This window comes from Bradyrhizobium sp. 172 (genome assembly GCF_023101065.1).
In the GTDB taxonomy this organism is placed as follows: Bacteria; Pseudomonadota; Alphaproteobacteria; order Rhizobiales; family Xanthobacteraceae; genus Bradyrhizobium; species Bradyrhizobium canariense_D.
Map to the genome: position 1 here is coordinate 985200 of NZ_CP064701.1, position 23700 is coordinate 1008899.

The 23700-nt window shown below is 63.0% G+C and carries 20 protein-coding genes and 1 tRNA gene; 9 read left to right on the top strand and 12 right to left on the bottom strand.

The annotated features are described in order from the left end of the window. Positions 1 to 175: 175 nt before the first annotated feature. Positions 176 to 1123, top strand: a complete 948-nt coding sequence (locus tag IVB07_RS04615) for an alpha/beta hydrolase (RefSeq protein WP_018453339.1) — start codon at positions 176 to 178, stop codon at positions 1121 to 1123. A 79-nt stretch (positions 1124 to 1202) separates the two neighbouring features. Here IVB07_RS04615 and IVB07_RS04620 read toward each other — a convergent pair whose 3' ends face one another. Together IVB07_RS04620 and IVB07_RS04625 are read right to left on the bottom strand one after the other, a co-directional pair. Then, positions 1203 to 3968 carry a di-heme-cytochrome C peroxidase gene (locus IVB07_RS04620; RefSeq protein ID WP_085350689.1) on the bottom strand — a complete coding sequence of 922 codons (2766 nt, stop codon included), beginning with the start codon at positions 3966 to 3968 and terminating at the stop codon, positions 1203 to 1205. Between the two features lie 174 nt (positions 3969 to 4142). Beyond that, entirely contained in the window at positions 4143 to 5939 is a 1797-nt protein-coding gene (locus tag IVB07_RS04625) for a tetratricopeptide repeat protein (protein WP_162496403.1), read from the bottom strand. A gap of 245 nt (positions 5940 to 6184) precedes the next feature. Between IVB07_RS04625 and IVB07_RS04630 the strand changes: the two genes are divergently transcribed. After that, complete coding sequence (locus tag IVB07_RS04630) at positions 6185 to 6817, top strand: LysE family translocator (protein ID WP_018453342.1); 633 nt, start codon at positions 6185 to 6187, stop codon at positions 6815 to 6817. Between the two features lie 6 nt (positions 6818 to 6823). On the opposite strand, the gene IVB07_RS04635 is transcribed toward IVB07_RS04630, so the two are convergent. Next, positions 6824 to 7576 carry a sulfite exporter TauE/SafE family protein gene (locus IVB07_RS04635; RefSeq protein ID WP_018453343.1) on the bottom strand — a complete coding sequence of 251 codons (753 nt, stop codon included), beginning with the start codon at positions 7574 to 7576 and terminating at the stop codon, positions 6824 to 6826. Positions 7577 to 7665: 89 nt separating this feature from the next. Here IVB07_RS04635 and IVB07_RS04640 point away from each other — a divergent pair, with 89 nt between their 5' ends. Further along, entirely contained in the window at positions 7666 to 8556 is an 891-nt protein-coding gene (locus tag IVB07_RS04640; protein WP_018453344.1) for a LysR substrate-binding domain-containing protein, read from the top strand. Between the two features lie 42 nt (positions 8557 to 8598). Here the strand turns inward: IVB07_RS04640 and IVB07_RS04645 are convergent, their stop codons facing one another. The 3 genes from IVB07_RS04645 to IVB07_RS04655 all read right to left on the bottom strand — a co-directional run bounded on the left by IVB07_RS04645 (position 8599) and on the right by IVB07_RS04655 (position 11792). Then, on the bottom strand, positions 8599 to 9564 hold the full coding sequence (locus IVB07_RS04645) for a tripartite tricarboxylate transporter substrate binding protein (RefSeq protein ID WP_018453345.1): 966 nt from the start codon (positions 9562 to 9564) through the stop codon (positions 8599 to 8601). A 17-nt stretch (positions 9565 to 9581) separates the two neighbouring features. After that, positions 9582 to 10364: a histidinol-phosphatase gene (hisN, locus tag IVB07_RS04650; RefSeq protein ID WP_018453346.1), complete on the bottom strand. Its 783-nt coding sequence runs from the start codon at positions 10362 to 10364 to the stop codon at positions 9582 to 9584. A gap of 537 nt (positions 10365 to 10901) precedes the next feature. Beyond that, positions 10902 to 11792, bottom strand: coding sequence for an N-formylglutamate amidohydrolase (locus IVB07_RS04655; protein ID WP_018453348.1), 891 nt, complete (start codon positions 11790 to 11792; stop codon positions 10902 to 10904). A 363-nt stretch (positions 11793 to 12155) separates the two neighbouring features. Here IVB07_RS04655 and IVB07_RS04660 point away from each other — a divergent pair, with 363 nt between their 5' ends. Both IVB07_RS04660 and IVB07_RS04665 read left to right on the top strand, forming a co-directional pair. Beyond that, positions 12156 to 12515 carry a response regulator gene (locus tag IVB07_RS04660; protein WP_007597092.1) on the top strand — a complete coding sequence of 120 codons (360 nt, stop codon included), beginning with the start codon at positions 12156 to 12158 and terminating at the stop codon, positions 12513 to 12515. Positions 12516 to 12588: 73 nt separating this feature from the next. Continuing rightward, positions 12589 to 12663 (top strand) — tRNA-Val (locus IVB07_RS04665). 189 nt (positions 12664 to 12852) lie between these two features. Here IVB07_RS04665 and IVB07_RS04670 read toward each other — a convergent pair. Further along, a complete protein-coding gene (locus IVB07_RS04670) occupies positions 12853 to 13377 on the bottom strand; it encodes a nuclear transport factor 2 family protein (protein ID WP_026232516.1) in 525 nt (174 codons plus the stop codon). 216 nt (positions 13378 to 13593) lie between these two features. Here IVB07_RS04670 and IVB07_RS04675 point away from each other — a divergent pair, with 216 nt between their 5' ends. Together IVB07_RS04675 and IVB07_RS04680 are read left to right on the top strand one after the other, a co-directional pair. Then, the gene (locus tag IVB07_RS04675; RefSeq protein WP_018453351.1) at positions 13594 to 14079 is read left to right on the top strand and encodes an L-2-amino-thiazoline-4-carboxylic acid hydrolase; all 486 of its coding nucleotides are present in this window, start codon (positions 13594 to 13596) and stop codon (positions 14077 to 14079) included. Further along, complete coding sequence (locus IVB07_RS04680; RefSeq protein ID WP_018453352.1) at positions 14076 to 14336, top strand: hypothetical protein; 261 nt, start codon at positions 14076 to 14078, stop codon at positions 14334 to 14336. The genes IVB07_RS04675 and IVB07_RS04680 overlap by 4 nt, the downstream gene beginning before the upstream one ends. A 135-nt stretch (positions 14337 to 14471) precedes the next feature. On the opposite strand, the gene IVB07_RS04685 is transcribed toward IVB07_RS04680, so the two are convergent. After that, positions 14472 to 14609, bottom strand: coding sequence for an NUDIX domain-containing protein (locus IVB07_RS04685; protein WP_018453353.1), 138 nt, complete (start codon positions 14607 to 14609; stop codon positions 14472 to 14474). Between the two features lie 119 nt (positions 14610 to 14728). On the opposite strand from IVB07_RS04685, the gene IVB07_RS04690 reads away from it, so the two are divergent. After that, on the top strand, positions 14729 to 15151 hold the full coding sequence (locus tag IVB07_RS04690; protein WP_018453354.1) for a RidA family protein: 423 nt from the start codon (positions 14729 to 14731) through the stop codon (positions 15149 to 15151). Positions 15152 to 15219: 68 nt separating this feature from the next. Here IVB07_RS04690 and IVB07_RS04695 read toward each other — a convergent pair whose 3' ends face one another. Further along, positions 15220 to 16311, bottom strand: coding sequence for an enolase C-terminal domain-like protein (locus tag IVB07_RS04695; protein ID WP_026232518.1), 1092 nt, complete (start codon positions 16309 to 16311; stop codon positions 15220 to 15222). Between the two features lie 178 nt (positions 16312 to 16489). Between IVB07_RS04695 and IVB07_RS04700 the strand changes: the two genes are divergently transcribed. Further along, entirely contained in the window at positions 16490 to 18052 is a 1563-nt protein-coding gene (locus IVB07_RS04700) for an adenylate/guanylate cyclase domain-containing protein (protein ID WP_018453356.1), read from the top strand. A gap of 234 nt (positions 18053 to 18286) precedes the next feature. Here IVB07_RS04700 and IVB07_RS04705 read toward each other — a convergent pair whose 3' ends face one another. The 3 genes from IVB07_RS04705 to IVB07_RS04715 form a co-directional block, all read right to left on the bottom strand. Continuing rightward, entirely contained in the window at positions 18287 to 19510 is a 1224-nt protein-coding gene (locus tag IVB07_RS04705) for an ABC transporter substrate-binding protein (RefSeq protein ID WP_018453357.1), read from the bottom strand. A 777-nt stretch (positions 19511 to 20287) separates the two neighbouring features. Then, complete coding sequence (locus IVB07_RS04710) at positions 20288 to 22231, bottom strand: glycosyltransferase (protein WP_247299319.1); 1944 nt, start codon at positions 22229 to 22231, stop codon at positions 20288 to 20290. Next, positions 22228 to 23610 (bottom strand): HlyD family secretion protein, encoded by a 1383-nt coding sequence (locus IVB07_RS04715; protein ID WP_143273909.1) that lies wholly within the window; start codon positions 23608 to 23610, stop codon positions 22228 to 22230. The genes IVB07_RS04710 and IVB07_RS04715 overlap by 4 nt, the downstream gene beginning before the upstream one ends. Positions 23611 to 23700 lie beyond the last annotated feature (90 nt).

The window sequence follows — 23700 nt, forward strand, 5'->3', positions numbered from 1 at the left end:
ATCGGGCCGGGCTTTCGTCTGTGTGCAGCCTGATGTTCCGGTTCCGAAACACTGGTAGCGGCCTGCACCAAGGTGATATGGGTTCAGGGGAACGGCGTTCAAGAGGGCGGATACTCAGCCTTTTCGGCGCTCCCGCCCCTGATTTGCAGCTCTTCGTGCCCAAGCCCTCCCCATCATGACGCTGGTCTCGATACCGTCCAATCCCGTTCCCGAAGACGTCGTCAGCGGCACCATCAAGACCCCTGATGGCGTCGAGCTGCGCTTTGCGCGCTGGGCACCGCCGGCGAACCGCAAGGGCACGGTCTGCGTCTTCACCGGACGCAGCGAGCAGATCGAGAAGTATTTCGAGACCGTGCGCGACCTGCGCGACCGCGGTTTTGCGGTGGCGATGATCGACTGGCGCGGGCAGGGCCACTCCTCGCGCCGCCTGCGCGATCCGCGCAAGGGCTATGTCCGCGACTTCGCTGATTTCGAGATCGACGTCGAGACCTTCGTGCAGCAGGTGGTGCTGCCGGATTGCCCGCCGCCCTTCTTCGCGCTCGCCCACTCCATGGGCGGCACCGTGATGCTGCGGGTGGCGCATGCGGGCAAGCGCTGGTTCGACCGCATGGTGCTGTCTGCGCCGATGATCGACCTCCCCGGCCGCGCCACCTCGTTTCCGGCGCGGGCTCTGCTGAAGACGATGCGCGTGCTGGGGATGGGCGGCCGTTATGTCCCCGGCGGCAGCGACCAGATCACCGGGCTCAATCCCTTCATCAACAATCCGCTGACCAGCGACCCCGTGCGCTATGCGCGCAATGCCGCAATCCTGGAGGAGGATCCGACCCTCGGGCTCGCGTCACCGACGGTCGCCTGGGCCGATACCGCCTTCCGCGCGATGAACACCTTCAAGGGCAAAAACTACCCGTCCGAGATCCGTCAGCCGATCCTGATGCTGGCGGCCTCCAGCGACACCGTGGTCTCGATCGCGGCGATCGAGGAGTTCGCCTATCATTTGCGCGCAGGCTCCCATCTCGTGATCGCCGGTGCCAAGCACGAGATTCTCCAGGAGCAGGACCGCTACCGTTCCCAATTCTGGGCAGCCTTCGACGCCTTCGTGCCAGGCACGCCGCTGTTCAAGTGAGGGGAGGCGATGCTGCCCTGCGACCACACGCCGGCATGCCGGGACAAGCCCGGCCATGACGAGGAAGTAGCATCACCCACTACAGCGTCTTCAGATACTCGATCAGATCGTAGCGCTCGTTGTCGTCCTTGAACACGCGGCCGATGACACCGGGACGTTTTTCCTCGCCCGGCTTGCGCTCGAAGGAATGGCCGAGCACGCTGTTGCCCTGGATCGGATCCTTGTCCGACCCGGCCGAGAACTCGGTTTCACCCGTCTTGCACTTCTCGTTGGCGGTGACCGCAAAGCCGACGGTCACGGGATCATAGTCGCGGCGGCCCATGCAGAATTTTTGCGGGCGCTCGCTTGCAGGCTTCAGCAACCAGTAGAGAGAGGGCACCGAACCGTTGTGCAGATAGGGTGCCGTGGCCCAGACGCCGTTCAGCGGCCGTGCCCGATAGCGTGCTCCCCCCACCGGATTGAGGCAGTTCTTGCGCGCGAGATTCCACAATTTCGACCGCTCGGCGTCCGGAGTCTTCTCGTCGTCCATCCATTTGCGGGCGACGAGATCCACCACCGTCATCAACCCGAGCGCATAAACCATCTCGGTCGGCGAGCTTGCGGTCGAGACGTCGCATTGCCACCATTTCTGGAGGTCGGCCGTATTCACCTTCAGGAAGCCGGGCAGATCGACGATCCTGTTGCTGAGCACGAGCGACTGTTCGGGATCCGTCTTGATCTCGTCGAGGGGGATCGTCACCGCGTTCAGCACCTTGCTGTCGCCGCTCGGCTCCCAATGTCCCGACGACCAGAAAGCCGGGGTGTCGATCGCCGGCAGATGGCATCCGGAGCACATCTCGGCGTAGATCTTGCGGCCATTGTCGACCTTCTTTTGATCGAGCCTCCAATTGTCGCCAAGGATCTGCGAGGGCCATTTCGGCGCCAGCAGGCCGCCGAACTTCGGGCCGGTGGAGGGATCTGCCGTCTTGAACGGGTCTGGCCCCCTGAGCATGTCCTCGATCCAGCCGAGCGTGTTGATATGAACCGAGGAGCGCCACAGCCTGTCCTCCGGGTAGGCGTCGGACAGGTTGAGCAGCGCCGTCACGCCGAGGGCTTCGCCGGCGTTGCGGATCAGCGGCTGCTCGATCGAGGCGTCGTACTGGGCGAACTTGAACCAGGGCACGGTCCAGATCGGGGGATAGCTGACCGGCGCGTCCTGGGCGTGCAGGTTCTTCTCGAATCCCTTGATCCCGCTCAGCGCGAGATCCTGCGAAAAAACTTGATTGCCGATGCGATTGAGAGCGTCGAGGCGACCGAACCCTTCCTCGGTGTCCTGCTGCTGCCTGCCGTTCCAGGTCTTCTTGCCTTCAATCGTCTTTTGCTGGGTTTGCGCCCAGTCGATCAGGAAGTTGCCGATCGCGCTGAGCTTCTGCTTGAGCGCGGCGCGGTCAGCCTTGCTGGCATCGGGGCCGAGCACGCGATCGGCGAAGCGCTGGAAGCGGAACGGCACGTAAAGCGTGTAGGCGATCGACAGGCCGGTGGAGACCTCGAGCTTCTTCAGGTCGGTCATGGCCGGGCCGCCGTCGAAACGCACGTCCACGCCCTGGTAGTGGATCTGGCCGGTATGGCAGGCCGCGCAGGTCAGCCCGATCTTGTCCTCTTCGCGACGGCCGGTCGCGGGATCGACGACACCGGTCATCCGTGCGAAGCCGACCGGCAGGCCGTCGACGTTCTCCGCCGGCGTCCACCTGGTCGACCAGTCCGGCACCTGTGTCGTCTCGTAGACATTGGCATAGCCGAAGCGGCGCAGTGACGTCGCGTCAGTCTGGATCGACTGCGGGCTCGGGATGAACCCGAAGCGCTCGAGATAGGTGCCGTCCGTCATCATGCCCGGCGCCGAGAACAGATGCAGGCGCGGCTGCTCCAGGGCCATGAACCATTCATAGGGCACCGGGAAGGTCGCTGTGCCCTGGCTGGCATGGTGAAACCAGTGCCTGTCCTTCAGCGACCAATTCTGTTCGAGCCAAAAGGCCGCCTTCGTCTCCGGGACCGTGGGCAAGGGTGGCGGCAGGAGATTCACGAGAATTCCCTTTTGCGGCAGCATGGCGCGCACCTGGTCGGGAAATTCGGCGACCGCAACGAGCAAGGCGAGACCGAGGGCGAGCAGCAGGGCCGCAACCTTGAGGGCGCCCCGCACCACACGCTGGCAGGTGGACAGCACCGGCTGCGATACCAGCCGCTGGTTGATGCGAGCAGGGAATTGCCGCTCGTTGAACAGAGTGCGCACGTCGGCCACGCTGAGATAGCGGTCCTCACCCGCGCCCTTGCCCATGATCTTCAGGAGGATCGGCCACTCGAACTTCATCAGCAGGGGGTAGTACCAGCGCGCGGCGCTGCCGGCGCGCTTGAGGTTGTCGCGCATGAAGACGCCGATTTCCGAGGCGTTGAGACCGGGCTCAGAGCCGCCGCCGTTCGGATCCCGGTAGTCCCGGCCGAAGCTCGCAAACCGCGCAAGCTCGTCCTCATCGACCTTGCCGTCGACGCCGAGGACGCGCGAGCCGGCACCGCGCTTGTCGAGAGGGCCGCCACGCAACGCGTCGAGCTGTGCGCCCGAAAATATGCTCTTCAGGATGTGACCGAGCCCGTTGGCGATAAGCGCAACGCCGCGGACCTGGATGCGGGCCGAGACCTTCTTCAGCCCGGTCTCGCCGCTCGCATTCGCGATCGTTTGCGACAGCGTGCCGAGCGGAACGGTTCTGCCGTCAACAAACCCCTCGCCGACGAGGCCGCGGAGGAATGGACAGGGATTGTTCGGGGAGACCTGGATCGAAGGGTCTAAGGAGGGCTTCGGAGCGGAGTCATGCATGGCCCAAATCCTGAAAACGGCGAATCGTGAAATACAGACGCGGCGATAGAGCGCGGAAAGTCCTGACAAACCGACAACACGTTATACTACTTCAGCGTGTAGCCGAGTGTGGCTGAATTCACTGTCGTGTCAATAAAGGCGGAGGGGACATTGCCGCGTGGCCGCGGCTGGCTCTCAGGATTCGGCGACGCGTTTGACGTCGCTCGAAACCAGGGTCAGTTTGCCGAGCGGCACGCCCGCATTCAAGAGTCCGGCGCGGTAATGGGCGAGGTCCTCGGGCCGCTTCCAGTGGAAATTGCGCAAATGGCGGTCGACATTGAGAGTCGGGTAGTTAGCCATGAGCACGCGGGTCGCCTCGACCGCCTCGTCGCCGCGTCCCAATTGCGCCAGCGCCGCGGCGCGGATTGCCAGCGCCTGCAAATGGTTCGGGTTGATGTAGAGCTGTTCTCGAGCCCATGACAGAGTCGCGTCATATTGGCCCAGCAGATAATGGCTGAAGGCGTTCAGTGCGGCCCATTGGTAGCGCGGATCGCTGTTGTCGCGCTGTGCGGCCATCGAGAACAGCTCGATCGCCTCGCGGTGCTCGCCGATGACGAAATGGCAGATGCCGAGCACGCCGCGCGCGCCGTTGTCGTAGGGGTTGAGCGCGACGGCGCGCTTGGCGGCGTCCATCGCGGCCTCGTAATGCCCCTCCAGCGCGTGGGTCCAGGACAGGATCGAGAACGCAAATGACGAGCGCGGATCGAGCCGAACGCTGGTTTCGGCAAGCTTCATCGCCTCGGCCCACATCTCGCGCGTGCCCTTGACCCAGCCGAACTGGATGCTCTGGATCTGAATCGTGGCGAGATAGGCGTGCGCAATCGACAGCTTGGGCTCGAGCCTGATGGCCTCCCGGAACAGGTCGACGGCGATGGCCAGGTCTTCCTTGGTTTGCCGATAATAGTGCGACAGTCCTTTGAGGAAGCGGTCCCAGGCGGTGACGTCGGTCGAGAGCCGCGCCGGCGCCGAGGCTTCGGCCCGGACGATCTCGGTGGCGATGGCGGCGGACAGGTTGGTGGTGATCTCGTCCTGCATCGCGAAGAGATCGCCGATGTCGCGGTCGTAGCGGCCAGTCCAGAGCTGCTCGCCGGTCTCCGGCGCGATCAGCTCTGCGGTCACGCGGATCTTGGCTCCGGCACGCCGCACCGAACCCTGGATCAGATAGGTGGCGTCGATCTCCCGCGCGATCAGGCGGGTGCTGGCGTTGTTGCCCTTGAACACGAACGTCGAGTTGCGGCTCAGCACGCGATAGAAGGATTGCAGCGACAGCGCGTGGATCAGATCCTCGGTCAGGCCGTCGGAGAAATACTCGTCCTGTGCGTCGCTGAGATTGGCGAAAGGGAGCACGCCGACGATCGCGGTGCGATACTGCTGCGAGAGGGCGGATGCCTCCCTCAGCGCGGGCGCAAGCGCCGGTGCACCTTCAGGCGTCCAGGTCCAGACCCCGATCGGATCCTTGATGTTCTTGAAGCGGTGGTTGCCGGCATCGACCAGCGGCACGGTGAGATGCTTGCTGGCCTCCTTGTAGGCCTTGGCCGAGATGGCGAAGCCGCCGGGGCTCGCCACGGCTTCGAGGCGGACGGCAATGTTGACATCGTCACCGAAGACCTCGTCCTCGTCGGCGATGACGTCACCCATATGGATCCCGAGGCGGAACTGCATGGCGCGATCGGCGGGCAGATGGTGATTGCGCTCCGCCATCAGGGTCTGCATCGCGATCGCGGCCTCGGTGGCGCCGACGATCGAGGGGAATTCCAGCAGGAAGCCGTCGCCGGTGTTTTTGACGACGCGGCCGCCGTGATTGAGGATGATGGGATGGATCGCGCTGCGATGGGCCTTGAAGGCGGCATGGGTGCCGGCCTCATCGGTGCCCATCATGCGCGAATAGCCGGCGACATCGGCGCAGACAATGGCAGCCAGACGTCTTTCCATATTCCGGAGCTCCAAGAGACTTGCAAGAGACTTGGAAGAGATCGAGGACCGGCCACGGCGTGGCAGTCGCCTCGAATCCCGCATTCAAAGAACCCGTTCCTTATAGAGCAGATGAGGCCGAGCGAAAGTATGATCCGCATTGCAAATTCGAGGTAAATCCTCGGCAATCCGGCAGTGGACGGGGACGAGCGAACGCACTAAGCCGACCTCTTGGGCTACGGTTGGGCGGCGGAGGCACGTCACACATGCTGGGCATTCACGAAATCTGGCTCTTCGTCCTGTCGGGCGTGCTGCTCAACATCACGCCGGGGCCTGATACGGTCTATGTGATCGGCCGCAGCATGCAGCTGGGCTGGCGAGGTGGCGCCGCGGCCGCGCTGGGCATCAGTTGCGGCTGCTTTTTCCATGTCGCGGGCGCGGCAATCGGCCTTTCGGCCCTGCTGATGGCCTCATCGACCGCGTTCTCGATCCTGAAGCTGGTCGGAGCGGCCTATCTCGTCGTGACCGGGCTTCAGATGCTGTGGTCGCGCCCGGTGCTGGCCTCGGCCATCGACGAGCCTGTGCAGAGCTCGCTGCGGCGGGTTTTCCTCCAGGGCGTCTTCACCAACGCGCTCAATCCCAAGGTCGCGCTGTTCTTCCTTGCCTTCCTGCCGCAATTCGTCGCAGCGGACTCGGCGCACAAGCCGCTCGCCTTCCTGATGCTGGGCCTGATCTTCATCTGCACGGGAACGCTGTGGTGCCTGGTGCTGGCGGCGTTCGCGGCAAGGGCCGCCCACCGCTTGCGGAGCTCCGAAGGCGCGGTCGCCTGGGTCAACCGTACCCTCGGCGGCCTCTTCATCTATCTCGGCATCCGCGTCGCCATGCTGGAGACGCGGTAACGTCCTTTACGCGAATTCCTTCAGCAGCGCGCTGCCGGCGAGATAGAGGCCGAGCAGGATCATCGCGATCAGGAACCAGCGGCGAAACGCTTCCGCCGGCATCCGCGCCCGCACCGTTTGGCCGATATACATGCCGGCAAACGCGCAGGCCATGCCCACGGCGCCCGGCACCGCGTTGGCCGGCGTCAGCAATCCCCCCGCGGTGAGATTGAAGGCGAGCGCCAGTGTCGCTGTCGTGAAAAACACGCCGAGCGCCTGCACCAGCTCGTCCTTCTCCATGCCGATCGCCTGCATGAACGGCATCGAGGGGATCACCTGCACGCCGGTCGAGGCCGAGATCACGCCGGTGACCACGCCGACCACGCCGCCGACCCATTTCTCGTTCTTTGGCGCAACATGAAACTGGAATTTGTTCAGCCCGATGATCGCGTAGATGACCAGGAGCACGCCGAGCACGATCGTGCCGTAGCGCGCATGCGGGCCGGTGAGCGCGCCGGCATTGAGCCAGCACCCGATCACGGTGCCGATCATCAGCGGCCACAGCCGCCTCAGGATATCGCGCAAATGGGGGCCGACGAAGGTCTGCCAGATGTTGGTGACGATGGCGGGGACGATCACGATGGCGATCGCGCGGCTCGGCGCCATGCTCACCGCGAGCAGGCCCATGGAGACAGTCGGCAGGCCGAGCCCGACCACGCCCTTGACGAATCCGGCGATCAGGAAAACGGCGGCGATGAGAATGAGGAGCGGGTCGATCATATCTGCACATTGACCGATGCAGCGCGCCGGCACAATCTGTAGCTTACGGAGAAAGCCTTCGTTTGGAACGAAGGCTGAAGGGACCCCCGATGCGCTTCGACCTCGTCGACCTCCAGCTGTTCATCGCGGTCGCCGACCAGCGCAGCATCACCCGCGGCGCGGAGCGGTCGCATCTGGCGCTGGCCTCAGCCAGCGCGCGCATCAAGGGGCTGGAGGATGCGCTCGGCGTCGCGCTGCTCAAGCGCGGGCGCCGCGGCGTTGAGTTGACCTCGGCCGGCGAGAGCCTGCTCGATCACGCCCGTCTCGTCATTCACCAGATCGACGCCATGCGCGGCGATCTCGCCGGCTTTGCCAGCGGCGTGCGCGCCAGCGTGCACTTCCTCGCCAATACCTCGGGGCTTTCGGAGCATCTGCCGAAGGCGCTCGCCGGCTTCCTGCGCGAGCATCGCGACGTTGCCATCGACATCGAGGAGCGCGAGAGCACCGACATCGCGGCCGCGATCACTGCGGGCGCGGCCGATCTCGGCTTCGCCGCCGAGCACGCGCTGCCCGATCATATCGAGCGATTCGCCTTCAGCGAGGATCGCCTGACGCTGGTGACGTCTAGGCGCGGCCCGTTCGCCGGCCGCCGCGCGATCGATTTCCAGGAGGCGGGCGCTTGCGACTTCGTCGGGCTGACCAGCGCCACCGCGCTTCAGGTGCATATTTCGAAGCACGCCGCCCGGCTCGGCATGCGGCCGCATTACCGCGCACGCTTGCGCGACTTCGATGCGATCTGCCAGATGGTCGCCGCCGATGTCGGCGTCGCGCTGGTGCCCGAAGCCGCGGCCCGCCGCTGCGCAAAACTGATGCCGCTCGCCATGGTCCGCCTGCGCGATAGCTGGGCCAACCGCAAACTCGTGATCTGCGCGCGAAGCTTCAAGACACTACCGCGCCCGGCGAAGATGCTGGTGGAGCATTTGCGGTCTGCGGCGGTGTGAGTTCTGGGATTTCCCCTCCCTTTAGAAGAGGTTAAGACGCAGCTACTTCGCCGTCTCCACGCCAGCGTCCTTGATCACCTTCGCCCATTTCTTCGTCTCGTCCGCGATGAATGTGCGAAAATGCTCCGGCTCATCGCCGACCAGCGTCGCGCCCTGGGCAGCGAGCTTTTCCTTCACCGCCGGATCCGCCATCGCCTTCGTGGCCAGATCATGTAGCGCGGTGACGATCTCCTTCGGCGTGCCCTTCGGCGCGACCATGCCGTACCAGTTCTCGATGCGCAGATCCGCAAAGCCCGCTTCCGCGGTGGTCGGCACGTCAGGCGCCGTCGGCGAACGCTCGGCGGAGCCGACCGCGATCGGTCGCAGGGCGCCCGCCTTGACCTGCGGCAGCAGCACGGGGAGGTCCAGGAACGTCATCTGCACCTGCTGGCCCAGCAGATCGTTCACGGCGGGCGCCGCGCCGCGATAGGGCACGTGCACGATGTCGATCTTGGCCGTCAGCTTGAACAATTCACCGGCGAGATGCGGCAGGCTGCCGGGTCCGGAGGAGGCGAAGTTGAGTTTTCCCGGCTGCGCCTTGGCGAGCGCGATCAATTCCGCGATGTCCTTTGCGGGGACGTTGGTGGCGACCACCAACATTTCCGGCACGGTTGCGACCAACGTCACGGGCGTGAGGTCGTTGAGCGTATCGTAGGCGACCCTTTCCATGCTCGGGCTGATCGCCAGCGCGCCGGCGCTGGAGATCGCGATGGTGTAGCCGTCAGGTGCAGCCTTGGAGACGGCATCGGTGCCGAGCACGCCACCCTGGCCGCCGCGATTGTCGATCAGCACCGGCTGCCCTGACAGTTCCGACATGCGCTGGCCGATCACCCGCGCGATGATATCGTTGGGGCCGCCGGCCGGAAACGGCACGATCAGCTTGATCGGCTTGGCCGGGAAATTCTGGGCGGAGGCGAGCGTCGGAAAAAGAAGCAAGGCCGCGAGAAGGAGCGTACGCCGGTTGGTCATGCAGGCTCCTAGATCGCCTAGCCGTTGAGCAGTTTCAGTGCTTCTTCGTGAACCCTGGCGTCGCCGGCCGCGACGATGCGGCCGCCGCCCTGGGCCGGCTTGCCTTCCCAGGTGGTGACGACGCCGCCGGCACCGGTCACGATCGGGATCAGGGCTGCGATGTCGTAAGGCTTCAGCTCGGTCTCGACCACGAGATCGACGTGACCTGCCGCCAGCATGCAATAGGAGTAGCAGTCGCCGCCATAGCGCGACAGCCGCGCGCCCGTTTCGATGCGGCCGAAGATGGCGCGGTCGCGCTCGCTCATCAGCAGCGGGCTGGTGGTGTAGGTCGTCGCCTCCGACAGCAAGGCGCAGCGCCGGACCTGGAGCCGGCGCTCGCCGGACGGGCCTTTATAATGAGCCGAGCCGCTGTCGCCGGAAAAGCGTTCGCCGATGAAGGGCTGGTGCATCATGCCGTAGACCGGCGTGCCCTTGTGCAGGAGCGCGATCAGCGTGCCCCAGATCGGAAAGCCGCCGATGAAGGATTTGGTGCCGTCGATGGGGTCGAGCACCCAGACATAATCCGAATCCTCGCGCTCGTTGCCGAATTCCTCGCCGACGATGCCGTGCTGGGGAAAGTTGGCCTTGATCAGACGCCGCATCACCGCCTCCGCGGCGCGATCGGCCTCGGTCACGGGGTCGAAATCCTTGGTCTTGCTCTTGTCCTCGATCGACAGCGAGGTGCGGAAGAACGGTAGGATGGTTTCGCCGGAGGCGGTGGCGAGCCGTCCGATGAAGGCGGAGAAATCGATCACCGTCACGGCGTATCCTCAAAAAAGCGAAAGTCGGGTGAAGCTCACTCCTGCCTAGCTCAAATCGGAAGAATCGTGCAGCGCTGTCTTGCTTTTGCACCCTGGTATTTTGGATGCCGGATGCGTCCCTCCTTCAAAGAACTTGGCTGGCCAAAAATCGATCATTGAGTTGAAACCTTAGTTCCGGATCTGCCTCGTTCGTATGCAAATGACTATCAACCCATTGAATTTCCTTATCAAAGGAACTGAATCTGGGTTTCTCTAGAAGCAACCGAGCTATGTCCTCATTGCATGGGAAACCGGTCGAAAGCCCTTGCACTTTGTGCGTCGCGGCCGCATATTGTTGCGGTGCGGTAGCGCTTCTCGCGTTACTGCTGCCCTCCTTGGGCGTTTCCTCCCTAGACTTGGGCCGCTTCTTCATTAGAAGCGGCCCTTTTTTCTTTCAGCCTCTGCTTTCTCTCGGCATCGGCTTTCATTTCGATGCTCGCCGCGAAACGCATTCGCGCTGATCGCACCCAACACAATTGTTCGAAGAAAACGTCGCGCCTATTCAGCCGCGGCCTGGAACGGGCCGAGATCGCCGAACGGGACCGTGGTCGCCAGCACGTCTGCGAGCACGCCGAAGTCCGACGCCACTTGTGCAAAGCGCGGACTGCGCTCGCGCCGCCGCTCGTCCATGTAGATTGCGCGGTTGAGCTCGAGCTGCACGGCATGCAGGCCACTGGCCGGGTTACCGTAATGCTCGGTGATGAAGCCGCCGGCGTAGGGCTTGTTGCGGCCGATCGAATAGCCGAGGCCGGCCATGGTCTCCTCGACCCGGTCGGGCAATAGCGGCGTGCAGCTCGTGCCGTAGCGGTCGCCGATGACGATGTCGGGCCGGCGCGGCTCGTCGCGGGAGACGCCGACCGAGGGCATCGAATGGCAGTCGACCAGCACGACGGTGCCGAACATCTGGTGCACCTTGTTGATCAGCCGGCGCAGCGCGCGATGATACGGCTTGTACAGCGTCTCGATCCGCCCCAGCGCGTCGTCGACCAGGATGCGCTCGCGATAGATCTCCTGGCCGTCGCCGACCACGCGCGGAATGGTGCCAAGTCCGCCGGCAACCCGCATCGAGCGGGTGTTGGCAAAGCTCGGCAGGCGCCCGGTGAACATCCGGGGATCGAGCTCATAGGGCTCGCGGTTGACGTCGACATAGGAGCGCGGAAAGTTGACCCGCACGGTCGGAAAGCCGCGCTCGCTGAGATGGCCGATCAGCTCGTCCATGAAGGAATCTTCGGAACGCCGCAGCGTCGGCAGGTCGATCCTGGAGGCGCTGAGGAATTCGTCCGGATAGGTCGAGCCGGAATGGGGCGAGTTGAAGATAACCGGCGCGCGCCATTGCGCGGGCTCAACGATCTCGAAGGCTGGCGACTTGTCGCCGTCAAACCGGGTCATCTTCTCAGGCTTCGTCCCTTGGTGTCAGGCTTCGCCCTTGGCAATCAGGCTCCGCCTCTCGGTATCAGGCTTCGCCCTTGGCGCATTGATTCGGCCGATCGGGCGGCTCTTATGTGTCGTCATTGTCCGGAATCGCAACCATCCTGCCAAGCGAAAAGATGAGATCTGCGCTGGAACATGTCTTAACCCTGCGGGCAGCGAGGTGGGGACCGGCAGGTACGGCTCGATTGCTTCGTGCCGTATTCCGGTTCACAAGAGTCCGGCAGCGCGAGCTGCGGAGGGTAAAGATTTTCACCCCAAATTTACCCTCCGTCGGGCTTAGTGACCTCCGCTGATATCCTCTGGGGATTCGACATTTCCGCCATGCCAAAGATCCTGCTCGCCGAAGACGACAACGACATGCGCCGTTTCCTGGTCAAGGCGCTGGAAAACGCCGGTTTTCAGGTCTCGTCCCACGATAACGGCATGGCCGCCTATCAGCGGCTACGGGAAGAGCCGTTCGAGATGCTGCTCACCGACATCGTGATGCCGGAGATGGACGGCATCGAGCTCGCCCGCCGGGCCTCGGAACTCGACCCCGACATCAAGATCATGTTCATCACGGGCTTCGCCGCGGTCGCCCTGAACTCCGATTCGGATGCCCCCAAGAACGCCAAGGTGCTGTCCAAGCCCGTGCATTTGCGCGAATTGGTCAGCGAAGTGAACAAGATGCTGGCGGCCTAAATCGGCCCCCTTCCGTCCTTGCACCGGCTCCCGTGAGCCGTTATAGGGACCCGACCCGATCTAGAGACATCTAGGGCGCGTAGCTCAGCGGGAGAGCACTACCTTGACATGGTAGGGGTCACAGGTTCGATCCCTGTCGCGCCCACCATCCTTCGCTCGCGATAGCCGAGTGAAGGATGCCACGCCGAAGCCCAACGGGCGCAGGCGGGCTGCCGCCGCGAGGTTCGGCTCGGCAAGCCACCAATCTCATTTCGGCGAAGCGTGTCCGGTGTAGCTCGAAGAGCGTAGACGGACTGGAGCGGCAGCCTCCTTCGCCGACACACCGCCGCTAAATCCCCTATTTCAGTTCCGTGTTTGCGACCGGAAGGATGGAGGCGACGTGCCAGCCGTCCGCATCCTGAACGTAGGTCTGGCTGATCAGAAACGTATTTTGTTGTGGCGGCTTGCCCGGAAGGCCGCGCGTAAAGACGATCGGCACGAGGATCTGCATGATCTCGTTCGAGATCACGGCGACGCGGAATTTCGACATGTCGGGTTCGAGGTGCCAGGTGCCCTCGTAATAGGTCTTGAACCGCGCGGCGACCTCATCGCGACCGCGCGTCTCGATGTTTCTGGCAAACAACAGCGTTCCGGCTGAATTCAGGAGCATGGCCTTCATGGCGTCCGCATCATGCGCATTCTGCGCCGCGATGAATTTCTCGAAGATGGTTCGTGCTTCGGCATCATTTGCGGCAGCCTGCGCGCCTCCGGCCGGCCAGAACGTTGCGGCGAGAAACAGCGCTGCGGCAAACGCCGCAACTTGAGGGCGCCGTGAAAACACTCGTGGCGTGAAATTGCCTGAAGGCATTTTAGGTCGGATCATGGTCACCTCTGGTCATTTGCCGGCGGAATTTGAATGGTGAGCGTCATACCATTGTGGCCAGGTCGATGTTTTCAGGATTGCACGATCGGCGATGACCCCGACATCACGGAAACGTAGGCTTCCGGATGCCACGGGACCAGGCAAGCAAACCCTCGCCGCGAGCAGCGAGTTGAGTTATCGTCTTGTGGTGTGAAGTAACCCGGATGAAGGTTGCCCATGAGCGTGTCCGTCATCGAGCAGGCAAAGATCCAGGCGCAGGTGCTGGTGCCCCTGGTTAAGGCGTTGCAGGCCGAACTCGGCGAGGCGCGCGCCAATGCATTGGTGCGCAAGGCGCTTGGCGACCTCTATCGCGGCTTCGGCGAGGAATTCTGGAAGGCAAAGAACAGCACGAACAACGAAGCCGATCTCGGCAAGGCCGTCGCGTCGGCGTTCAAGACCTATGCCCGAGACGACGCGCTCGCCTATGACATCATCGAGCAGACCCAGGACGCCTTTGCGTTCGACGTGACGCGATGCGCCTATGCCGAGTTCTACAAGGCGCTGGGCGAGCCGGAGCTCGGTTTCCTGCTGGTCTGCACCGCCGACTTCGCGACCGCTGATGGATTTGGCGCCGACGTCAGGCTCACGCGCACGCAAACCATCATGCAAGGCGCGTCCCATTGCGATTTCCGCTACTGGCGCGACGAGCGCGGATCAAAATGAAGGGAATGCGGGTGATGCGGGCGAGCTATGTTGCCCTGATGGTGCTGGCGCTGATGTCGTCGCGCGCCGCTGCTGCGGTCATCGACTGGCAGGCCGAACTGCAGCGCTGCCGCGCATTGCGCGAAAGCGTGGCGCCGCTGCTTCAGGCCGGCGAGGGCATCTCGGCCGTCGGCCGCTCCAACAGATCCATCCGCCGCTGCATCTGGATCCAGCGCATCGCGGTGCGCAGGAAGATTCCCGGCGCGGAGGTTTGGTAGCGTAGCTGGTCATGCAGCGCTGCTGTCTCACACTCCGTCATCGCGAGCGCAACGAAGCAATCCAGACTGTTTCCGCGGAGGGGTTCTGGATTGCTTGGCCGCGCTCGCAATGACGATGTGGAAGCAGCAACGTGTTCAGCTCATCGCCTTCACGATGGAGATTCCGATACCGAGCTCCTCGTGGAACTTACGCACCAGCGCGGCCTGCCAGCTCTCGCCGAACTCGATCTCGCCGCCGATCGCGACGACGCGATGTGCGAATGAAGGCGCCATGTGGTCATGGGGGATCGTTATCGTGCACCACCTCGGTGCAATGCGCAGCTTGATCCGCGACTCCCCGCCTGCCATTGTCCGCCCACCACGCCAGCGAGAAATGAAGGCAGGTTATCGATATGAGCAGCGTGAACAAACCAGGTGGCAACTACTTGCCGGTGATCATCCATGGTGGAATTGCGTATGTCAGTGGTCAGCTGCCGCGTCGCGGCGAAGCCCTGCTGTGCTCCGGTAAAGTCGGCGCAGGTGTCGATGTCGCCGCCGCACAGGGGGCGGCGGCCCTCTGCGCAGATCTCTGCATTTCGGCCATCAATCACGCAACAGGTGGAGAGGACAAGATCGTCCAGGTCTTGCAGCTCGTTGGATACATCGCCTCGGCCCCTGGATTCACTCAGCAATCGCAAGTCATGAACGGCGCTTCCGACCGGTTGATCGAGCGCCTAGGCGATCGCGGTCGTCACACGCGTACATCTGTCGGCGTCGCCGAGTTGCCGCGGGGTGCACCGGTCGAGCTGAGTATGATTGCCGCTGTTCAGTCGTAGGAAGGCATGCCGTTCGCTGATCGTCAGCTTCGACGTTCGCACTTCGATACGTCGCGACGACACGCGGTCTATTCGACCAGATACTTCTTCACCGCAGCCTCGTCCCACGCGATCCCGTTGCCGGGCTCCTCGTTCGGCAGGGCAAAGCCGTCCTTGATGATCAGCCGCGTTGAAAGCACTGCGTCGGCCCAGTCGACATATTCGAGCCAATGCGCGGTCGGCGTCACGCACAAAAGATGCGCGCTGACTTCCGAGAACAGATGCGTCGACATCTCGATCCCGGCGGCATGCGCCAGCGCGGCGGCGCGCAGCCAGCCGGTGACGCCGCCGATGCGCTGCACGTCGGGCATCACGTAGTCGCAGGCTTCGGCTGAGAGCGCGGTCTGCATCGCGAAGGCGCTGTCGAAATTCTCGCCGATCTGGACCGGCGTGCGCAGCGCATCCGCGATGCGGGCGTTACCCTCATAATCGTCGTGACGGATCGGCTCCTCGATCCAGGTCAGGCCCTCATCGTCGAGCATCTCGCCACGGCGGATCGCCTCGGTGGCCGTCAGCGCCTGGTTATAGTCGCACATCAAGGTCACGTCGTCGCCGACGGCCTTGCGCACCGCGCGCACCACCTTCAGGTCTTCCCGTGCATCGGGACGGCCGACGCGGATCTTTGCGGCCTGAAAGCCCTCGGCCAGCAGCTTGTGGGCTTCCTCCACCGCGGCACCCGCCGGCATGATGCCGAGCCCCTTCGAATTGTAGGCCCTGACCGGTCTTGGCGCGCCGCCGAGCAGCCGCGCTAGCGGCAGGCCGCGTGCGCGCGCCAGTGCGTCCCATGCCGCCATGTCGATGCCGGATTGTGCCAGCCGCTGCAGGCCGGCGAGCCCCAGCAGGGTGAAGCGCTGGGTCAGCTTGCGCTCGATCTCGAACGGTAGCAGCTCGTCGCCCGCAAGCAGCTCCGACATTTCCGCGACCATCGCCGTCAGCGGCTTCAAGGCCGATGGCGTGATCGAGAACAGATAGGCGTGCCCCTGGACGCCCTGGTCGGTCTCGCAGTCGATCAGCACCAGCGGTGCCTTTGCGACAGCCCCGGTCGAGGTCTGGAGCGGGAGGTTCATCGGCACGATGACGGAGCGCGCATTGAAGCGCTTGATGCGGATGGTCTCGGCCATTTGGTGGATCTCCTGGCGGAGTGAATGCAGATAAATGCCGATCTTAAACATTCGCCATGAAACGAAAAGCCGCTTGGCGCGACCACCATAAAATGGGGTTGCGCGGGAGCGCGTTTATTGGCTCTGTTCCGCAAATCGCCCCGAGTTCGAGACAGGAACGCAATCACGGAGCCAAAGAGTGAAGCAAGAGATCTCCGAAGAACAGCGCAAGAGCGGCATCCTGACCGGTGCCGCGATCGCCTTCCTGCTGCTCGCCTTGCCGCTCGCGGTGTGGCTGGACCTGACCGAACTCAGCAAGACCGCGCTGCGCCGGCAGGCGATCGACCTGAATTCGGTGATCACGAGCGTGCGCAGCTACTACGCGACCAACGTGGTCGGGCGCATCATCGCCAATCCGAACGGTACGACCAGGGTGATTCACAACTACGAATCCATCCCCGGCGCGATCCCGATCCCGGCGACATTGTCGCTGGAGCTAGGGCGGGTGATCGGGGCGCAGCAGGAAAACATCACCTACCGTTTCGTCTCGGACTTCCCGTTCCAGAACCGCGCCCCGCACCAGCTCGACAAGTTCGAGAAGGACGCGCTCGAATCGCTTCGCAACGATCCCGAGCAGAAGATCGTCGACACCGAGACCTCGCTGTTCAACGACAAGGTCCGGCTGATTGCTCCGGTGACGATGGGCCCGGCCTGCGTCAGCTGCCACAACAGCCACCCCGAGAGCCCGAAGAAGGACTGGAAGGTTGGTGACGTCAGAGGCATCCAGGAGGTGATCATCGCCCAGCCGATCGCCGCCAACATCTTCTCGTTCAAGTTCCTGCTGGCCTATTTCCTGATTGCCGCCGGCAGCGGCCTGTCGTTTCTCTCGCTGCAGCGCCGCCAGGCGAGCCGTATCAAGGGCATGAACAAGGAGCTCGAATCCGCCAACGACTTCCTGGCTTCGCTGTCGATGAAGATCTCGCGCTACATCCCGCCGCAGGTCTACAAGAGCATCTTCTCCGGCCAGAAGGACGTCACCATCCACACCGAGCGCAAGAAGCTCACCATCTTCTTCTCCGACATCCAGAATTTCACCGCGACGGCGGAGCGGCTCCAGCCGGAGTTGCTGACCCAGCTCCTCAACGAATATTTCACCGAGATGTCGGCGGTCGCCCACGAATTTGGCGGCACCATCGACAAGTTCATCGGCGATGCCATGCTGATCTTCTTCGGCGACCCCGAGACCAAAGGCGACCGCGCCGACGCGCAGGCCTGCCTTCAGATGGCCTGGCGCATGCAGCACCGGCTCACCGAGCTCAATGCGAAATGGCGCGCCTCCGGCATCGAGCTGCCGTTCAAGGCCCGCATGGGCGTCAATTCCGGCTATTGCAATGTCGGCAATTTCGGCAGCAGCGATCGCATGGACTACACCATCATCGGTGCGGAGGCGAACCTCGCCGCGCGCCTGCAATCGATCGCCGAGCCCGGCGGCATCGTGCTGAGCTACGAGACCTTCGCGCTGGTCAGCGACATCGTCCGCGCCCACGCGCTGCCCGCGATCACGATGAAGGGCATCAGCCGCGAAATCATTCCCTATTCGGTCGACGCGCTGAACGACGCGGCCGCCGAAAGGAGCGGGATCATCACCGAGCGAGCGCCGGGGCTGGAGCTCTATCTCGACCCCGCCGTGGTCAAATCCGGCGACGCGGCGCGGGTGCGCTCGCTGCTGGAGAATGCGCTGGCCTCGCTGAACCCGGCGTGAGGAGCACGCGCGTTGCCGTCTCCCATCGAGAGAGTGTGCCGTGTGGCACCCCCTCCCTAGCCCTCCCCCACAAGGAGGGAGGGAAACACATCTTTAACGTGGCGACGTTGTCCAACTTCGCGGAAAGTCGATCATGGTGCGACGCTGCTCCGTTCTCCGCTCGGCTCCCTCCCCCCCCTTGTGGGAGAGGGCGGGGGAGAGGGGTAGCCCAGCAATAGGTGGGCCCGAGTCAACTCACCGCGCCGCGCCTTCCGTGAAGGCGGTGTCGATCACGTCGCCGAAGGGTTGCCAGGAGCGGCCGTCGAACTGGACCAGCCGCATCTGCCGGATCGGCAGGTAGCTGTTCGGCGAGGTGTTCATCCTGATGTTGGGCAGGGCGACCGAAGGCTGATAATTCCTCAGCGAAGCCGCCTGACGCATGATGTTCTCGCGCGAGAGGTCGTCGCCGCATTGCTTCAGCACCTGCGTCAGCGCCTCTGCCGCGGCGTAGCCATAGAGCGCGGCGCTGCTGTTGGTGCTTTCGTCGTGATGGTATTTGTCCATGAAAGTGAACCAGTCCTTCATGGCGGGATCGTCCTTCCATGCGGGATCGCTCGGGTCCTTCAGAAAGGCCGCCGAGATCACGCCGGAGGAATTCTCCAGGCCTGCGGGCGCCATCGCATTGGCGATTGAGGCGGAGGCGTCGTTGACGATGAAGACCGGGCGCCACTTGAGCGACGCCGCCAGCTTGATCACCTTGGACGCCGTCGACGGTACACCGAGAAAGACGAAGATATCGGCGCCGGCGCGCTTGAGGATCGAGACGTGTCCGTCGAGATGCTCATCGGCAATGTCGAAGGCGATGTCGACGAGGACGAGACGGTTCAGATCGCCAAGACCTTCCTCCAGGCCCTTGAGAAGCGCACGCCCGAACTGGTCGTTCTGCCAGAGCACCACGATCTTCTTCCTGGGATAATAGGCCTGGAGATAGTTGGCGTAGATGCGCCCCTCCGACCGGAACGACGGCTGCCAGCCCATGGTCCAGGGAAACGCCTTGGCCTGGCTCAGCTCCTCGTCGCCGGAGGCGACGAACAGTTGTGGGATCTTCTTCGCGTTCAGATACCAGCGCGTGGCGAGATTACCGGGCGTGCCGAACGATCCGAACATCAAATGCACGTCGTCCGTCTCGACCAGATTGCGCGTCAGCTCCAGCGCGGTCGTCGGATCGGAATTGTCATCGCGCGTGATGAAGCGGATCTTGCGGCCGTTGATGCCGCCGCGCGCGTTGACCATGTCGAAATAGGCCGCTTCCGCCTGGCCGATGGCGCCGAATTCGGACAGCGGTCCCGAATACGGCATGACATTGCCGATACGGATTTCGTTGTCGGCGGTGGGTTGATCGGCGCGCTCCTGCGACATCGCCCCGAGCGATGCCAGGGCAACCATCAACACGAACAGCATCCTGCCGGAGACGCGCATGCCCGATACCTTGACGTTGGCCCCTCATCGAGGTCGGCTCAATCCGCACCAAGGCTGCTTGATCTAGGTCAAGCGTTTGTCAAAGCTGTGGCGCGGTGCGCAGCTGGAGGGCCGGACGAAACGGCAGGCGTGCTGACGCGCCGACTGGGGCGCGCCGCTAGGGCAGCCCGCGGACTTTGAACTCCATCTCGACCCGGCGGTCGTGAAATCGGGCGATATAGCCCGGGTGCGCTCGCTGTTCCGCACTCGTCCGATGAAAAATGAATCGATCTGTGAAAGATCATGTTTTGGATAGCGGGCCGTAATTTGGATGGTGGTCTATATTGACCGGTGGCGGCAGAGCTCTCGGTTCCATGATGGTCCATCACCGCCCGCATCGGCGCCCATCGGTGACTGAGAGTATCGCGCTCCCGCCGGATTCAGGCGAGCCTCATGGCCATTCAGCGACCACCTTGTCCTACATGCCGGATAACAACGACGCTGGCGCGCATCACGCCAAGCTCCGCCGGTTCTGAGATTTGGACCTTCGAATGTCCCGCTTGCGATTTCGTCGACCAGATCGCGGTCGTGCTGGTCGACCCAATGAGATCGTCTGATACCTTGGCTTGGTTTCAGGGCGAATTGCGGGCGCCTACATAGGGCGCGCGCTACCTGGAACGATCGAGCGCCGAAGGCCTGGACGTAGGCATTGGTCGAGAAGAACCGGTTGCAGCGCTCGGCTTGGCAACGACGGTGACGTTCAGCGAGCTTGGTGCTGCGCTTCATCAGCAGAGGTAGTCACCCGAAAATCCGCATCATTAATGCTTTGCCGATCGGGGCGGCGTGGATGCCGCTGAATGCGCTGACGTAGTCACCGGAATAGAAAGCGCGAATGAGAGCGATGCGGGTGTTGAGGGTTTCATCAAACCGGATTGCAAAGCCATTCCCCGTGCGTCGCACGACCAGGGCCGCGACGTTTCTCTCCTGGAGGGTGCAGCGAACCGCGGTCCCGACAGGTGGTGGATTGTCGCTCACGAAGCGAGCGCCCGTGATCGACATGTCTGCCAAACGGTAGATGCACTGCCGGGAACCGATATTGAAAAGGACAGGCTCATCTCGCTCGAACCGCTCGGCCTTCCGTCGCCGCGGCTGCTCGATGGACACCAGGCAGACGATCAACAGAATGATGGCGTTGTACAAACTCCAGGCGAGCGCCAGACCGCCATAGGCGATCATGTCACCTTGCACATGAAGCACGAAGGCATAGACGATACCCGCGAGCGTAATCGCCAATGCGGTGCCGTATATCCTGAGCAGTGGCCATTCGACGAAGCGTTGGTCGCGATCCCCGCCCTTCGCCGTGACCTTGAATGTGTGTCCCTGCGTCTGGAGCAGTCCCGCCGCCACGGCCTTGAGAACCGCCGGCAGTGCAATGTATTGAGCGACATCCGACATCACCGCCATGGAGCGTCCGCGGGAAATCCAGGCCATGGTGAGCGAATACCAGACATAAAAAGGCAGGAAATATCCGAGGAGTTCGAAAAGATCGGCCTGGACCGCTTTGATGCCGAAGAGAAGATAAAGGCTTGGAACGACGAGACCGAAGACCTTGACGACATAGGTCGAGGTCCAACTCATGAATGCTTCGATGAGAGAAAGCCTGTCGACAACGTCCAGCTGCGATCTTCGGGAAAAGGGACCACTGCGCCCCCGAAAGATTTGCATGAAGCCAAGACACCATCGGCTGCGCTGAGTGATGTACTCCTTGAGTCCCTCCGGGGCCAGCCCCAAGGTCAGACGCTCGTTCAGGTACACCGTGCGTGATCCAATTTCCGTCAGCCGCAGCGTCAGCAAGTAGTCCTCCGTCACGGAATCGGTCGGAAAGCCGCCGATCTTCACGAGGGACGAGAATCGGATGACCGACGACGTGCCGCAACAAAACGCCACGCCCCAAGCGTCCTTCGATGGCATCAGGATATCGAAGAAAAAGCGCTGCTCGTCCGGCCAGACCTTGGTCGCGGCCAAATTGGTTTGGATCGGATCCGCATTGATGAAATGCTGAGGTGTCTGTACCACGCCTACGCCCTGGTCGCGGAACAGGCACGTCGCGCGGCTGAGAAATTCGGGCATAGGCACGAAATCGGCGTCGAGAATCGAAATGAAATCTGGGGGATCGGCGAGCTCCGCCACATGCCACAGGGCGTGATTGATGTTGCCGGCCTTGGCGTCCTTGTTGTCCGGGCGCGCCAGATACCGGCAGCCGAGCTGGCCGGCAAGCTTTTCGAGCCAGTCACGCCGTCCGTCGTCCAGAACCCAGACGCGGTAGTTGGGATAGTTCATTCCCGTGGCGCCGATGATTGTGCGCTCCAGAATCGACGTTTCCTCGTTGTAGGTGCAAATGAATACGTCGATCAGCGGAGCTTGCCGTCCGGCAAGCCACCGCCTGTTGACTTCGACTTGCGGCGTTCGATTGGTCGAGCGGCTGAGAAACACCAGTGTCAGTGCACCCGCCGCAAGCGATACAGCCTCGACGAAGAGGAACACGGATCCCACGGCGAAGTCGGCGGTCCAGCCGACGGGCGGCACCGTGGCTGTCATGCGCCATCCAAAATAGCGGATCATGAGCAGCAATGCGATTGAGATCATCAGCGAGCGCGCCGTGGAGTTCTCGTGCCGCAACCAGGGAAGGACGGCAACGCAGAACCCGAGCGCAATAAGGCCCGGTGTCAGCGCGGCGATCATGGCTTTCTCGCAGTGTCTGGCGAGAAGATGACGCGTCCGGTTCGCCCGACTGGACAATCGTTGGAGCCATCGTTGAGGTCGGGGACCGAAATCGTCGCACGATACGGTTCCTTGCTCAGCGCATCGGGATTAATGGCGAGGTTCGCTGCGACCCCTGCGGAGCCGGTGAGATTGACGACGGTGCCAGTCAATTCGGGGCCGCCGGCGCTCGGCCGGAAATGTGCGAGAGATCCCAGTTGCAGCCCGTTATACACGCTCTCAGTGACGTTCGCCGTCACTACGGCGCCGGAACAATCGAGTAGACGAATGAGCGGTTGTCCGGCCCGGACGTCCTCTCCAGGTGCCGTCATGACCTCCCATATTCGGCCGGCGACGGGGAACTTGATGTCCGCCTCGGAGCGGCCGATGTAACGAGATCGCTCTGATTCTATCTCGCCGACGAGCCACGAGATTTGCGCATCGGCGTGCGCTACGTCCGCGGTGAGGCCTTCAGCCCGCTGCCGCATTTCCTCCTCACGCTGCACCGAGCTCGGACGATCGTTGTAGCTGTCGCCGAGGAAAGTGCCCTCGCGCGCGGCGGTGAGCTCGACCTGGGTTGCATCCAGACGGCGTCGCGCGCCGATTTCGGTCTGCTGAGCAATGGTTTGATCCCGCGTCAGGCGCCCAAGCTCGACAGACGAAACGCTGCCCGATTTGATGAGCGATGATGCTCGTTCCACCGCGGCTGCCGCCTCTTCACGACGCGCTGCGGCCGCTTCGATTGATGTTTGGATTTCTGCGATGCGCGCCTCGAGCTGACGAATGCGCCCCGCTGTGAACAGGGCCGCCTGACGCGCCAGATCCTTCTGCCCCGCCTGGGCTGAAGCTATCTTCGAAACGAGGCTCGGCCTTTCGTTTTCGAGGCGAGACATCTGACTGCGCAGGTCATCGAGCCGCACGCGGTCGCCGCGCGGATTGACGACACGGAGGATGAAAGTGCCCTCACCGACGGTGCCTAAATCGCCTGACAGACTGGCCCCGGCTGAAATCTTCCCGTCAATCGGCGACCTCAACGTCACGAGCCTCGAATTGACGACGGCTTCGACGCTTGACGTCTGGAAAAGCGCTCTGAGCGGCAGCCAGCCGAATACTGCGACGATGGCGATGCCCGCCGCGGCCTTCACAAATCGGAGAAGCGTCCGGCTCGGCTTGGATTGCGCTACATCCGCGGCGGCATCGCCGCCGGTTGCGGGGGCATCGGCATTGCCGGGACTGAGACGCGCATCCAACGCGCGTTGCAAACCGTGCGCGTCATGGTTTCCGTCCACCGCGAGAGGTTTTGCGATATCTGGACCGCCGCCGCCTTCGAAGGTCGAATCGAAACGCGTTTTGTTTTGCATCATACACCTGAGAGTCAACGCGCAACCTCCGCGCGAGATACGGCCGGCCGAATCCAAATGCGATGTTGGTGTTGCAAAGGCTAACTGAAA